This window comes from Rahnella sp. CFA14(1/10) (genome assembly GCF_004195095.1).
Classification (GTDB): Bacteria; Pseudomonadota; Gammaproteobacteria; order Enterobacterales; family Enterobacteriaceae; genus Rahnella; species Rahnella perminowiae.
Genome location: NZ_SEWS01000008.1, coordinates 322149 through 337503 on the forward strand (window position 1 = coordinate 322149; position 15355 = coordinate 337503).

8 protein-coding genes are annotated in these 15355 nt (G+C 50.2%); 3 read left to right on the forward strand and 5 right to left on the reverse strand.

Going from position 1 to position 15355, the window contains the following annotated elements:
* Nucleotides 1-20 precede the first annotated feature (20 nt).
* Nucleotides 21-2303 (reverse strand): class 1a ribonucleoside-diphosphate reductase subunit alpha, encoded by a 2283-nt coding sequence (gene nrdA / locus EVX52_RS17765; RefSeq protein ID WP_129991776.1) that lies wholly within the window; start codon nt 2301-2303, stop codon nt 21-23.
* 577 nt (nt 2304-2880) lie between these two features.
* On the reverse strand, nt 2881-3603 hold the full coding sequence (ubiG, locus tag EVX52_RS17770) for a bifunctional 2-polyprenyl-6-hydroxyphenol methylase/3-demethylubiquinol 3-O-methyltransferase UbiG (protein WP_129952356.1): 723 nt from the start codon (nt 3601-3603) through the stop codon (nt 2881-2883).
* A 248-nt stretch (nt 3604-3851) separates the two neighbouring features.
* On the opposite strand from ubiG, the gene gyrA reads away from it, so the two are divergent.
* The gene (gene gyrA, locus EVX52_RS17775) at nt 3852-6503 is read left to right on the forward strand and encodes a DNA topoisomerase (ATP-hydrolyzing) subunit A (RefSeq protein ID WP_129952357.1); all 2652 of its coding nucleotides are present in this window, start codon (nt 3852-3854) and stop codon (nt 6501-6503) included.
* A gap of 176 nt (nt 6504-6679) precedes the next feature.
* The gene (gene rcsC, locus EVX52_RS17780) at nt 6680-9535 is read left to right on the forward strand and encodes a two-component system sensor histidine kinase RcsC (protein WP_129952358.1); all 2856 of its coding nucleotides are present in this window, start codon (nt 6680-6682) and stop codon (nt 9533-9535) included.
* Between the two features lie 81 nt (nt 9536-9616).
* Here the strand turns inward: rcsC and rcsB are convergent, their stop codons facing one another.
* The 3 genes from rcsB to EVX52_RS17795 are packed head-to-tail and all read right to left on the reverse strand — an operon-like array spanning nt 9617 to nt 14146.
* Nucleotides 9617-10267, reverse strand: coding sequence for a response regulator transcription factor RcsB (rcsB, locus tag EVX52_RS17785; RefSeq protein WP_013574620.1), 651 nt, complete (start codon nt 10265-10267; stop codon nt 9617-9619).
* 4 nt (nt 10268-10271) lie between these two features.
* Nucleotides 10272-12965: a phosphotransferase RcsD gene (gene rcsD / locus EVX52_RS17790; RefSeq protein WP_129952359.1), complete on the reverse strand. Its 2694-nt coding sequence runs from the start codon at nt 12963-12965 to the stop codon at nt 10272-10274.
* A gap of 38 nt (nt 12966-13003) precedes the next feature.
* Entirely contained in the window at nt 13004-14146 is a 1143-nt protein-coding gene (locus EVX52_RS17795; RefSeq protein WP_370278356.1) for an MFS transporter, read from the reverse strand.
* Nucleotides 14147-14834: 688 nt separating this feature from the next.
* Here EVX52_RS17795 and EVX52_RS17800 point away from each other — a divergent pair.
* A partial coding sequence (locus EVX52_RS17800; protein WP_129991777.1) for a BapA prefix-like domain-containing protein occupies nt 14835-15355 on the forward strand: 521 nt, incomplete at its 3' end.

Sequence of the window (15355 nt, forward strand, 5' to 3'; positions counted from 1 at the left end):
TTTTTAATTAAAACAGAAGATTAGATTTTGCAGGCGCCGCTTTCACAGTCATCAGCCACCTCGGCTTTCATGTCTTCCTGTACATCATCGGCACCGTCACGGGTGTTCTGATAGTACAGAGTTTTCACGCCAAATTTGTAGGCGGTCAGCAAGTCTTTCAACAACTGTTTCATCGGCACTTTGCTGTTCGGGAAGCGCGACGGATCGTAGTTGGTGTTTGAAGAAATCGCCTGGTCGATGAATTTCTGCATCACGCCCACCAGTTGCAGATAACCGTCGTTGTTCGGCATATCCCACAGCAGCTCATACTGATCTTTGAGACGCTCATACTCAGGCACAACCTGACGCAGAATGCCGTCTTTCGAGGCTTTAATACTGATATGGCCGCGCGGTGGCTCGATGCCGTTGGTGGCGTTGGAGATCTGCGAAGAGGTCTCAGACGGCATCAGCGCAGACAGCGTCGAGTTACGCAGGCCGTGCGTTTTAATGCTTTCGCGCAGTGTATCCCAGTCCAGATGCAGCGGCTCATCGCAAATGGCATCCAGATCCTTCTTGTAGGTATCCACAGGCATGATGCCTTGCGAATAAGTGGTTTCATTGAACCACTGGCATGCGCCTTGTTCTTTCGCCAGCTCGTTGGAAGCTTTCAGCAGGTAATACTGGATGGCTTCAAAGGTTTTGTGGGTCAGGTTGTTGGCACTGCCGTCGGAATAACGCACGCCATTTTTTGCCAGATAATACGCGTAGTTAATCACGCCGATACCCAGGGTACGACGGCCCATCGCACCGCGTTTTGCGGCTTTAATCGGGTAATCCTGATAATCGAGCAGGGCGTCCAGCGCACGAACCGCCAGTACCGCCAGTTCTTCCAGATCGTCGAGGCTGTCGATAGCGCCGAGGTTAAAGGCAGAGAGCGTACACAGTGCGATTTCGCCGTTTTCGTCGTTCACGTCATCCAGCGGTTTGGTTGGCAGCGCGATTTCCAGACAGAGGTTGGACTGGCGAACAGGCGCGATAGCCGGATCAAACGGGCTGTGGGTGTTGCAGTGATCAACATGCTGAATGTAGATGCGGCCGGTTGAGGCACGTTCCTGCATCATCAGGGAGAACAGTTCAACTGCTTTCACTTTCTGTTTACGGATGCTGGCGTCCTGCTCGTATTTCTCATACAGGCGTTCGAACTCGTCCTGATCGGCAAAGAATGCATCGTACAGGCCCGGCACGTCAGACGGGCTGAACAGGGTAATGTCGCCACCTTTCACCAGACGCTGATACATCAGTTTGTTGATCTGCACACCGTAGTCCATATGACGGACGCGGTTGCCTTCAACACCACGGTTGTTTTTCAGTACCAGCAGGCTTTCCACTTCCAGATGCCACATCGGGTAGAACAAGGTGGCTGCACCGCCGCGAACGCCACCCTGAGAACAGGATTTCACCGCAGTCTGGAAATGTTTGTAGAAAGGGATACAACCGGTGTGGAAGGCTTCCCCGCCACGGATCGGGCTGCCCAGTGCACGGATACGACCGGCGTTAATGCCGATACCGGCGCGTTGTGAAACGTATTTCACGATGGCGCTGGAGGTGGCGTTAATGGAATCGAGACTGTCGCCACATTCGATCAGAACGCATGAGCTGAACTGACGGGTCGGGGTACGCACGCCGGACATAATGGGCGTAGGCAGAGAAATCTTGAAAGTTGAAATCGCGTCGTAGAAACGTTTGATGTAATCCAGACGGGTTTCGCGCGGATAGCCGGAGAACAGGCAGGCCGCGACCAGAATGTAGAGGAACTGTGCGCTTTCGTAGATATCGCCGGTCACACGGTTCTGCGCCAGATATTTCCCTTCCAGCTGCTTAACCGCCGCGTAAGAGAAATTCATGTCGCGCCAGTGGTCAATAAAACTGTCCATCTGCTCGAACTCTTCAGCCGTGTAGTCTTCCAGCAGATGTTTGTCGTATTTACCCATTTCAACCATGCGGGTCACCTGGTCGATCAGTTTTGGAGGTTCAAACTGGCCGTAGGCTTTTTTACGCAGATGGAAGATGGCCAGTCGCGCCGCCAGATATTGATAATCCGGTGCATCCTTAGAAATCAGATCAGCAGCAGCTTTGATGATGGTTTCATGAATATCGGCGGTTTTAATCCCGTCATAGAACTGGATGTGTGAACGGAGCTCTACTTGAGAAACTGATACGTTTTGAAGACCTTCCGCTGCCCAGTCAATGACACGGTGGATTTTATCAAGGTTAATGCGTTCTGTGCGGCCATCACGTTTAGTAACAAGCAGACTTTGGTTCATGGGGTGCGATACCTTAAAGGTTTATAAAAGGTCTGACCCGACCGCGTTAAACACGCGCGGCAGCACAAGAGGTCCCTAGTGTGCTGGTCAGGATATAAACACAATATATTGTGGGTTTGTTATTTTCTGATGACAAGATAGTGACTGAATGTCCCTTTTGCAAGTGAACAAAATCGGCAGATTTGTGGATAAGTTGGGGAGAAATTTTACGCTCCCGTCTGAGGAGTCCGCCATTGCTGGTGCGACAATCCTGTCAATATCTGAGATACGATTTTCTTATATTTTTACGAAAGGTGATCGACTGCCGGTTTATTAAACGTTAGAAAAAAACGCTATATTGATCTGAATAACTATTCTAAAAAATCATGTTGCGGCGTCACTATTCACCAAAGCCCTAAAAACTAACGTTTTAACCCCGGTATGACCTGTTGCTTAACGCAAATTCAGCAAAAGCCGATGAAAAAAGGGCTTGCAACCGCAGAGGGTTTGACGTTGCCCGCACAGCGGCAGACTGGCTGACACGCGCCTTGACCTGACAGAGGACAGTATTAGCTGTCCTCTTTTTACCGGTAGAATTTTATAACGCCTGGGTGTGGATCATGTAATTTACATCCACATTCGGACCGAGCTTGAAATGGTCGGTCAGCGGATTGTAGTGCAGGCCAATGATGTGGCGCTCGGACAAGGACGTGCGGTCAATCATCCCCAGTAACTCAGACGGTTTGATAAATTTTTTAATATCATGCGTGCCTTTTGGCACCATTTTCAGCACATACTCAGCGCCGAAAATCGCCATCAGCCAGGCTTTATTATTGCGGTTGATCGTGGAGAAAAATACATGGCCGCCGGGTTTCACCAGACGCGCACAGGCGGCAACAACAGAAGCCGGATCAGGAACGTGCTCCAGCATTTCCATACAGGTCACCACATCGTATTGTTGTGGATGTGCATCGGCATGTGCCTCAACGGTTTCCTGTACGTAATCGACTTTTACGCCGCTTTCCAGCGCATGCAAACGTGCCACCTGTAAGGGTTCGCCCCCCATATCCAGCCCGGTGACTTTCGCCCCTGCCACCGCCATGCTTTCACTCAAAATACCGCCACCGCAACCGACATCAAGAACATTTTTCCCGAACAGGCCACCGGCGCGTTCGAGAATATAATTCAGACGCAGCGGATTGATGCGATGCAGCGGTTTGAATTCACCTTCCAGATCCCACCAGCGCGAGGCAACAGCCTCGAATTTGGCAATCTCTTCATGGTCGATGTTTTGGGGTGTTGCTGACGGTGTGGTTGTCATGAGCGTGATGAACTCCTTATAACTTGATTAGCGGATTATACATATTCCATCTGCTTTGGCTCAGTTTTGTCGTTCTGGTTAATGTTTATACGAAATGATGCCGATTGTGCAAGGGTTTGAATCGTGTTGAGTAATAGTACGCAAAAGGGGGCGGTTGTTTTCCACGTTTCGCTGGTTTGTGGTATAGTTTTACACCTTTGCCTATACAGGCAGCGGCCATGAATAATCAGTAGAGGGATAGCAGCTCCATGAGCGACCTTGCCAGAGAAATCACACCGATTAACATCGAAGAAGAGCTGAAAAACTCTTATTTGGATTATGCGATGTCCGTTATTGTCGGACGTGCGCTACCAGATGTGCGCGATGGTTTGAAACCGGTGCACCGCCGCGTACTTTTCGCAATGAATGTCCTCGGTAACGACTGGAATAAAGCCTATAAAAAATCGGCCCGTGTGGTCGGTGACGTTATCGGTAAATATCACCCACACGGTGATACTGCGGTATATGACACAATCGTGCGTATGGCACAGCCTTTCTCACTTCGCTATATGCTGGTGGACGGGCAGGGTAACTTCGGGTCAGTGGATGGCGACTCCGCAGCCGCCATGCGTTATACCGAAATCCGCATGTCAAAAATTGCTCACGAATTGCTGGCAGATTTAGAAAAAGAAACTGTCGATTTCGTGCCAAACTATGACGGCACAGAGCAAATTCCTTCTGTTATGCCAACCCGTATCCCTAACCTGCTGGTTAACGGCTCGTCAGGTATCGCTGTCGGTATGGCAACCAATATTCCGCCACATAACCTCACCGAAGTGATCAACGGTTGTCTGGCGTATATTGAGGATGAAAACATCAGCATTGAAGGGCTGATGGAGCACATCCCGGGGCCAGATTTCCCGACGGCGGCCATCATCAACGGTCGCCGTGGTATCGAAGAAGCCTACCGGACCGGCCGTGGCAAAATTTACATCCGTGCCCGTGCTGAAGTAGAGGCCGATGCTAAAACCGGTCGCGAAACCATCATTGTTCACGAGATCCCGTATCAGGTGAACAAAGCCCGTCTGATCGAAAAGATCGCCGAGCTGGTGAAAGAAAAACGCGTCGAAGGTATCAGTGCACTGCGTGATGAGTCTGATAAAGACGGCATGCGCATCGTCATTGAAATCAAACGTGATGCAGTGGGTGAAGTGGTTCTGAACAACCTGTATTCACTGACACAACTGCAGACTTCTTTCGGTATCAACATGGTGGCATTGCACCAGGGTCAGCCGAAAATCCTCGGCCTGAAAGAAATCCTTTCTGCGTTTGTTCGTCACCGCCGTGAAGTCGTCACGCGCCGGACTATTTTCGAACTGCGTAAAGCCCGTGACCGTGCGCATATCCTTGAAGCACTGGCGATCGCTCTGGCTAACATTGATCCTATCATCGAACTGATCCGTGCTGCACCGACACCGGCTGAAGCAAAGGCTGGCCTGGTCGCGCGTTCATGGGATCTGGGCAATGTTTCAGCGATGCTGGCAAGCGCCGGTGACGATGCTGCCCGTCCTGAATGGCTGGAGCCACAATTTGGTATTCACGACGGGAAATATTTCCTGACGGAGCAACAGGCCCAGGCCATTTTGGATCTGCGTTTGCAGAAGCTGACCGGCCTTGAGCACGAAAAACTGCTGGATGAATATAAAGAGCTGCTGGTGCAAATCGGCGAGCTGCTGTTCATCTTGTCCAGCCCTGACCGTCTGATGGAAGTCATTCGTGAAGAACTGGAAGCGATTCGTGATCAGTACAATGATCCGCGTCGTACTGAAATTACGGCGAACACTTCTGACATCAACATCGAAGACCTGATCAATCAGGAAGACGTTGTGGTGACGCTGTCGCATCAGGGCTACGTAAAATACCAGCCTCTGACCGATTACGAAGCACAGCGTCGCGGTGGTAAAGGTAAATCGGCAGCGCGCATCAAAGAAGAAGATTTCATTGACCGTCTGCTGGTGGCTAACACCCACGACACTATTCTGATGTTCTCAAGCCGCGGACGTTTGTATTGGATGAAAGTCTATCAGTTGCCGGAAGCCAGCCGCGGTGCACGCGGTCGTCCTATCGTCAACTTGTTGCCGCTTGAACCGAACGAACGTATCACGGCGATCCTGCCTGTACGCGAGTACGAGGAAGGTCGTCATGTGTTCATGGCAACCGCCAGCGGTACAGTGAAGAAAACTGCCCTGACCGATTTCAGCCGACCACGCAGCGCCGGCATCATCGCCATCAATCTTAACGAAGGTGATGAGCTGATCGGTGTGGACCTGACTGACGGCCAGGACGAAGTCATGCTGTTCTCTGCGGCCGGTAAAGTGGTGCGCTTCTCCGAAGCAGCGGTTCGCTCAATGGGCCGTACGGCGACCGGTGTTCGCGGTATCCGTCTGGGCGAAGGTGACAGCGTTGTTTCGCTTATCATCCCGCGGGGTGATGGTTGTATCCTGACTGTGACGCAGAACGGTTTCGGTAAACGTACTGAATCGACTGAATACCCAACTAAATCCCGTGCAACCCAGGGCGTTATCTCCATCAAAGTGAGCGAGCGTAACGGACCGGTTATTGGCGCGATCCAGGTTGATGAAGCGGATCAGATCATGATGATCACCGACGCTGGTACGCTGGTGCGAACCCGTGTTTCTGAAGTGAGTACTGTCGGCCGTAACACCCAGGGTGTGACGCTTATCCGTACCGCCGATGATGAGCATGTGGTTGGTTTACAACGTGTTGCAGAGCCGGTTGAAGACGAAGAACTGGATGGTGTCGCCACCGAAGCGGGCGAACTGGAAGCGGCACAAGCAGCCGATCTGCCAGACGACGCGGAAAGTGAAGACGATCAGCCGGCTGATGACGAAGAAGAATAAGTTTTCGTAGCTGGCAGACAAAAGGGCATAACAATAGTTATGCCCTTTTTTATTGAATTCGTCTTAAAACAAATCTTTCACCTAAACTGCATTATCAGGCGCTTTTTAGAACGTCTGGCAATAGTGTATCCTGATCCACATTCCGCTCACTGAGCCGCTTTGCTAATGGTTAATCTTTGAAATATCTTGCTTCGTTTCGCACAACGTTAAGAATCTCCCGTTATCTTTTCCGGGTGCTGGCGCTTATGTTGTGGACGCTGGGGGTGCTGCTGACCACCTTTTATGTGCTGAATATTTTCCACAACAAAGAGTCCGAGATCCGCGATGAGGATAACCTCAATTACGATCTGGCGCAGAGTTACATTAAGAACTCCAATGATGTGATGCACAGCATTAAGTTCATGGCTGAGAATCGCCTGAGCGCGTCGATGAACGGGCTGGATATCATCAATGGCATTATCAGCACGAAGAACACGGCGCCCACTTATCTCGCCTTGTTCCCTGAGTCCGATTGTTCCGGGATTAATGACAGCTACCGTAATTCGCTGGCTTCGTTGGGCAACATGATCCATTACTGGAAAGATAACTTTTCCGACGCCTACGATCTCAATCGTGTGTTCTTCATCAGCGGCGAGAATTTATGTCTGGTTGATTTTGGGATCAGCAATGAACCGTTCGAGCGCGAAAGCCAGGAACAGTTGAAATCCTTACATGAAAAAATCCTGCAATATCGCAATGCGAAGAGCAAAGCTAAAGAAAACAGTCTGTACTGGGTGTCGCAGTCCGGCAGTAAAGATTCCGGAAATCTGTATGTGCTGACCCCGATTTATGTGGGCAATAAACTCGAAGCGCTGATGGGGATTCAGCAAAATCTGCGGGCTGAAGATTTATTGAATCCGAATTCTCAGCACACTGCGGTTACCTTACTCGATGAAGACGATCAGCCTCTGCTGGAGATTTCCGAGGACGAGCATTCCGCTAGCGCCCCGGAGGGTTATCCGCAGGACAGTTCATTCTTCGGGTATGTCAATGGCTACAAAGATTTGGTTTATAAAAAACCGCTGACACCGTCCTCGCTGAGTGTGGTGTATTCAATGCCGTTTAATACAGTGATTGACCGGTTTAAGATCCTGATTTTTAATGCTGTGTTATTGAATATTTTCTCCGGTTTGTTGTTGTTCATCCTGGCCTGGGTGTTTGAGCGCAAGATGTTTTTACCGGCCGAGGAAAACGCATTCCGGCTTGAGGAACATGAACAGTTCAATCACAAAATCGTGGCCTCAGCGCCGGTCGGCATTTCCATTTTGCGTATCAGCGATGGGGTTAACATCCTCAGTAATGAACTGGCGCACAATTACATCAGTATGCTGACTCAGGAAGACCGGCAGCGTATTACCCGAATCATCTGCGATCAACAGACGAATTTTGTCGATGTCATTACCAAGAACAATAACAATATTCAACTGAGTTTCGTCCATTCACGCTACCGTAATGAAGATGTGGCGATTTGTGTGCTGATCGACGTCAGTGCGCGCGTGAAAATGGAAGAGTCATTGCAGGAAATGGCCAATGCGGCCGAGCAGGCCAGCCAGTCGAAATCGATGTTCCTGGCGACCGTCAGCCATGAATTACGCACACCGCTTTACGGCATCATCGGCAACCTGGACTTACTGCAAACGCAAGGGTTGCCTCAGGGGGTGGACCGTCTGGTGACGGCGATGAATAACTCGTCGGCGCTGCTGCTGAAAATCATCAGCGATATTCTCGATTTCTCCAAAATTGAATCCGAGCAACTGAAGATCGAGCCGCAGGAATTCTCCTGCCGTGAAGTGATCACTCATATTGCCGGTAACTATCTGCCGCTGGTGGTTAAAAAGCGTCTGGGGCTTTACTGCTTTATCGAACATAACGTGCCGCTGTCGTTCAATGGCGATCCGGTAAGGTTGCAACAGGTCATCTCCAACATTCTTAACAATGCGATTAAATTTACCGATACCGGATGCATCGTTCTGAATGTCAGAACCTGCGGTAACTATCTTGAGTTTCAGGTGCGCGATACCGGCGTCGGTATTCCTGAGCGGGAAATCACGCGCCTGTTTGATCCGTTCTTCCAGGTGGGGACCGGTGTGCAGCGTCATTTCCAGGGCACCGGGCTGGGGCTGGCTATCTGTGAAAAGCTGATTAACCTGATGGATGGCGATATCGAGGTAGAGTCAGAACCGGGACTCGGCAGCTCGTTCACGGTGCGTATTCCGCTTTACAATGCCACGTTTCCGTCGGGTGAACCGCTGGATCACTGGCAGGACAAAACGGTCTGGCTGGATGTGCGCAATGCTTATCTGGAAAGCTACCTGATGCAACTGATGCGCTATCACGGCGCGAATGTTCAGCGCTGCGAGCCGGAGCTGCAAAGCCAGCGGGAAGATGTCTTGATCACCGATACGCCGCTGATCCATAAGGGCGAACTGGCCGCACAAATTGAATTCTCCATCGACCATATCGGGCCGCCCGTCGAAACGCGGCCAGGTTACTGGGTTCACAGCACCTCGACCCCGCTGGAAATCACCGCACTGCTCAACCGGATTTATCGCCTTGATACGACACCGGAAGAAGAGGGCTGTGCAGCGCCGGAAGCCGCTGTGGCGCAGGATTACAGCGATATCACATTGCTGGTCGTGGATGATCATCCGATCAACCGTCGCCTTCTGGCGGACCAGCTGGGCACAATGGGGTATGTCGTGATAACGGCGAATGACGGGATTGACGCACTGGATGCCATGCGTGCACACGAAATTGATATTGTGCTCAGCGACGTCAATATGCCGCGTCTTGACGGTTACGGGCTGACGGCAAAACTGCGTGAACTTGGCCACACTTTACCGGTGATCGGCGTTACCGCGAACGCGCTGGCGGAACAGCGTCAGCGTTGTCTTGAGGCGGGAATGGATAACTGTTTATCCAAACCGGTTACGCTGGAGACGCTGCGTGATACGCTCAGTTTTTACAGCGCGCTGGTACGTAAGAAACGCTAATCCTGCGGGCGGAAAGTGGACAATAAAAAGGCACCGCTCGGTGCCTTTTTTACAACTGAAGTAACATAACCTTCTTAAATATCAGTCTTTATCCACCGGCTGGGAACTGACAGAAGACAGATAGTTCAGCAGGGCGATATCGTTTTCCACGCCCAGTTTCAACATCGCAGATTTCTTCTGGCTGCTGATGGTTTTGATGCTGCGGTTCAGCTTTTTGGCAATCTCAGTGACCAGGAAGCCTTCTGCAAACAAACGCAGAACTTCGCTTTCCTTCGGAGACAGACGTTTGTCGCCGTAACCATTAGCGCTGATTTTTTCCAGCAATTTCGCCACGCTGTCCGGCGTGAATTTTTTGCCTTTCTGCAATGCGGCCAGTGCCTTCGGCAGGTCGGTGGGCGCGCCTTGCTTGAGGACAATCCCTTCGATATCCAGATCCAGCACAGAACTCAGGATCGCCGGGTTATTGTTCATGGTCAGAACAATGATGGATAACTGCGGGTAATGACGCTTGATGTATTTGATCAAGGTGATGCCGTCGCCGAATTTATCGCCCGGCATGGACAGGTCCGTGATCAGCACGTGAGCATCAAGCTTGCTTAAGCTGTTAACCAGTGCAGTTGAGTCTTCGAACTCGCCTACAACATTCACCCATTCAATTTGTTCAAGGGACTTACGAATACCAAACAGGACGATAGGATGGTCATCAGCAATAATTACGTTCATATTATTCATGTGATTAGCTACCTTGCTGGAGCAGTCTGGAGACAAAAGAATCAATGTGATTGATGGTTTCAGTAATCTGTAAAACATCGCCATCTGCGATGTATTGTTCTAACGATTCACACATTTGCTTGCCTGGGGTCAGGTTCAGCATGGCGAACACCCCCTTGAGACGATGTGCTGTTTGGGAAAGTGATGTGAAATCACGGCGCTGGTTTTCATTATACAGTTTCTCAAGATCTTCCGGTACTGTCTCAACGAAAAGCTGATAGTAATCGCTTGATTTTAGCTGCTTTTCATAATGGTCGAGAGAGTTTTCGCCGGGTTCTTCGGGTGAAACACTGTCATCGGATACAGAAAATTGCTGTTCGATTAACAGTAATGTTGCGTCGATCAGCGCACTGCTGATGTTGTAATTGACGCGAATATAATGCTTTTCAAGCTGCTGTAATCCCGACTCATCGTCGGTCAGCAGCAGGGTAAATTGGTCACTGTTTTGCGGGTTATCTGTCAGTAAAACATCATATTCCCGCGCGGCCAGCCTGTCGTCAGCCACGATGCACACCGCACCGTAGGCGTTCATGGTCCGGGTCACAATACCGCGAACTTCATCTGATGTGATATCGAGTAATACCGTCACATCAGTCAGTAATTTTTCGTGTTCTGCTTCGACTTCCTGCGCTTCCTGACGTTGTTTTATACGCACAGTATAGCGTGTGCCGATATTAAGCTTGCTGCGGATTTCCAGCTGGCCACCCAGTTTTTTGCACAGCTGGTTACACAGGAAGAATGTCAGCCCGGAGCCATGGTTAAAGCGATCGACTAACGTCTGACTAAGGAAAGGATAATTCAGATTACTCAGTTCTTCTTTGGAAATTCCGCTACCCGTATCGTTTATGTGGAAAATCAACTGATCCGGGCGATCTTCGTCCTGTTCGCTGGTCAGGGTTACCTTGCCCAGTGAGGTTGTAACGATGGCGTAGTCGAGCAACAGAGACAGAATTTTCTTCACCGCCTGCATATCGCCGATAAAGGCCGCTTCAGGGGCTATCTGGAAATGATTCAGTAACCCGAGGCCTTTCTGAGTCAGACGGGGAAGGGCCTCAAGCAACAACTCGTCTACCATGGCTGAAAGCACGTACCTATCACTTGCCGGTTGCCAGTCCTGGGTTTCCAGTCGGGTCAGCAGTGTAATGTTATCGACCAGCGTCAGCGCATTGCGCGATTCATTCAGTAGTTTGCCTTCCAGCGTCTGACGTGTTTCCGGCTTCTGTTCTTCCACCAGAGCTACGGCCAGCCCGTTCAGTTCCTGCAAGGGCTGATTCAGCTCAATGCCCAGGTTATGCAGCATCAGTTTGCGTGCCTGCAGGTTCTTCTCAAACTCACGTTTGGCCTGTTGCAGCGTGCGGTTCACCATCACTTCTTTATCCTGATCGTGGAGCATAAACAGGTAAGTTTCCGGCGATATCTGACTGCGGATCATTCGGATTTCATAGACTTCGTTATTGACGGTCGCCTGTATCGTGCCGTGATGCTGTTCGGCCATATTGGCAATTTTGTTCAGGCTCAGGTGCGGCAATAACTGGTCGGCAATTTTATTGCTGAGGATCACGCTGTGATTGCTGAAGTTATACACCAGCAAACCCAGCGGCAGACCCGAAATGATTTCCTGATTCAGTGCCTGCTGCATTTGCAATTGTGCCGCCATATTCTCGCTCGGGCGGATGTACTGGTGGCGAATGAAATAGATGCTGATCATCGCCAGCCCGATCAGGAACACGTTGATCAGGATCAGCCAGAAGTTATTGTGTGCAAGATCAACCACCAGGCCAAACAGCGGCACATGGTAGGTCAGTGACAGCGGTGAATTGCTCAGCGGCACATCAAACACCAGCGACCATCCCTGCATCATAATGCTGCTGGCTGCCGTATTATCGTCGGTCGGATCACCTTCATTTACCGCCGTGGTGTTGCCATTAAGCTGGAAATTATCCCTCGCCATGCCGGAAGGGATCAGATCACTCATCGGTAAATCGAAGGCAATCACGGTCGCCAGATGACCCGGATTATTAAAGGTGGTGCGCAGGGAGAAAGAATAGTCGTTGCTCTGGCGCGATTTGCGCAGGGGAGAATAACTTTCACGCTCATCCAGGGTGTTTGCCTGCTGTAACATTTCGGCACGGCGTGACTGCAGCGTGCTGGTGAAATAGTTTTCTTTCAGGCGGGAATCCTGCTGCTCAAGCGGCACTGTGGTGATCAGCAACATACTGTTGTCCTGACCGTTCAGGTAATAGAGCGAATAAGGATGAGTTGTTGAACCCCACTGGTCATCCAGGAAGGATGAAATTTTCAGGGTTAAATCCAGGGTGGAGCTGTCATGAGTACCGAAAATCAGCGCATCGGTTTTCTTGTGAGATTTGGAAACAAAATACATGTCCTGGCGCAGGCGGATTTCCTGTGCATTGACGGCCTCCGCAGACATCGGCTGACCCGTGAAATTGTCGTAAATCTGGTAGGTCATGTAGCGGTACTTATCGATGCGCTTTTGCAGTAAATCTGCGGTATTTTGTACCGTGAGCAGTTTGTCTTTCAGATAAGCATTGGTGTAGTTATATCCGTAAAGGCCAAGCCCCAGCGCCAGCAGTAAAATGAACAACCAAAAGAATCGCGTGATATTGGTTGATGTCAGCGATAAATATTTACCAGCCATGATGATGAGTTTTTCCCTTCATTCTTGTTATGACGCTTTTAGCGGACGACGGTTTTTGCACAAACAGTGACACACAACATCGTTGCCGCAACGCACCCTAATGCTACAGATAAGCTGCTGACTTGCGCGATAAAACCAATCAGCGCCGGACCCGCTAAAATACCGGCATAGCCCAGCGTTGTCACGGAAGCGATAGCCATTCCTGCTGGCATGGAGGTCTGATTGCCTGCCGCGCTGAACATGATCGGTACCAGATTTGACGCGCCAAATCCAATCATGACAAAACCCAGGCCCGCGACCCACAGATTATCGACGGTGGTCAGTAAAATCAGACCGAGGCTTGAAAACAGGCTGCCATACATCAGCACTTTATAACGACCCAATATGCTGATGATGCGATCACCGGTCAGACGTCCGGCCGTCATCGCGACGGAGAAAACGGCGTAACCGAGACCGGCCTGATGCGCTGACACACCGCGTTCGGTGGTAAGGAACAACGCGCCCCAGTCCAGCATCGACCCTTCGGTCATGAACATCACAAAACATAAAATCCCCAGCAGCACAACCCAGCCGCGGGGCAGAACAAATATCGGTCCGTCACCCTCATGACGCGTTTCGCGCCACAGATGCGGGCAGGTAAATATCACCAGAATTGCCAGTAAAACCACGACCAGCATTACTGACTGAAACGGCGACAGTCCGAGGAATAACAGGCCGGTTACAGCAAGCGCCCCAAAAATACTGCCCATGCTGAAAAAACCGTGAAAGCCCGACATCATCGCACGGCCACTGGCTTTCTCAACCACAACGGCATGAACGTTCATCGCGACATCAATCATGCCGATGGCGGCCCCGAAGACCAGAAGAATTAGCGCCATTCCGGCAGTGCTGTTCATGAGTGTCAGCAATGGGAGGGACAACAACAACAGTGAACTGGCGATCAGAATGACCGTTTTACACCCCAGTTTACTGGTCAGGAAACCGGTCAGCGGCATCGAAAATGTTGAACCTGCCCCGAGGCATAACAGCAGCAACCCCAATGTTCCGTCACTGATTTCCAGCCGCAATTTGACGAAAGGCACCAGCGGTGCCCAGGCAGCCATTGCAAATCCTGACAACAGAAAAATAAGCCGCGTAGCATGTTGTTGTGCCACGCCAGGTTGCGAAACGGGCTCAGCCATCATTTCCTGCGGGGGCGGTGTGGTTATCGGGTCGTGAGACATATCGTGAAAATCCCTTTGCATTTAAAAAATTAAACCACTCACCGCCCGCAAACGTACTGGCCGGATACTTTAGCAGAAAGCATAAGTGCTGTGATTGCGCATAGTCTTAATTGTGTGCTTGCCGGATACCCTGACGCCAGGAAATCTCAAAGACCATCACACAATCAGTAAGTCAATTTGATGAATTTCTTTGCCGTCACCTGATTGATTTTATTATTAATAATCCCTTTTATCTTGTATGGGTAATAAGTGATTGCGTTGTTTTTTATGAAGATAAATGTAAATAGCCATGATTAAACCAAAATTTTACATTTGTTAAACTGATGATTTGACTTTCTTTAATGAATTATTTCAATCTTAACGATGTTTTCTTTTTATGGCACTTAACTCAAATCATGCATATAACTTATGGAGTTTCGGGAAAAAATGCCGAAACGATGATTTACCGAAGCCCCTAAAAAATATTTACATGCAATAACCGCACTTTTTTGATTGTTTTGTTGTTTGTGGCCTTACCTCACACCAGTTGGAAGTTTATCCATTTTTTCTTAATGGTCTTCATTACCCGCAGAACCGCTTTTTGCCTGAAAAAGGAAGAGCGGTCGTTAGCGTGTATGGACAAAAACTGGCGTAACAGGGGTACAACATGGCTCAGAACGGTAGTGTGGTTATTGATGTTCTTTCTCGTACTAATGGTGCAGTAATCTCCCAGCTCTCAAACGCCAGCCAGGATGTCACTCTCAATCAAATCAGCATAATACGCGTGCACGCGACACGCGATGTCGTCGCCCGCTACGAGCGGGTGGGGAATGATCTGATCATTCACATGCAAGACGGACGCACCGTCCGCTATCACAGTTTCTTTGATACAGATGGCAAAGGCCATCACAGCGAACTGATTTTCGATGATGGTGAGCATCCTGTCGAACACGCCGCTTTTATCGATACCGGCGCGACAGCGGGAGCTGTTCCGATTGTTCCCGCCTATGAGACCCTTCCTGATGTCGGTGCGTTGCTTATCGACTCCTCGAATTTTGATCCTGCTGTTCTGGGGGCTGTGCTGGGTGTGCTTGCCCTGGGTGCAGGTATCGCTATTGCTGCAGGGGGAAGCGGCGGTGGTGGCGGTAGCAGCAGCAATAACGGCGGCAGTGACGGGGGTGGAAATAC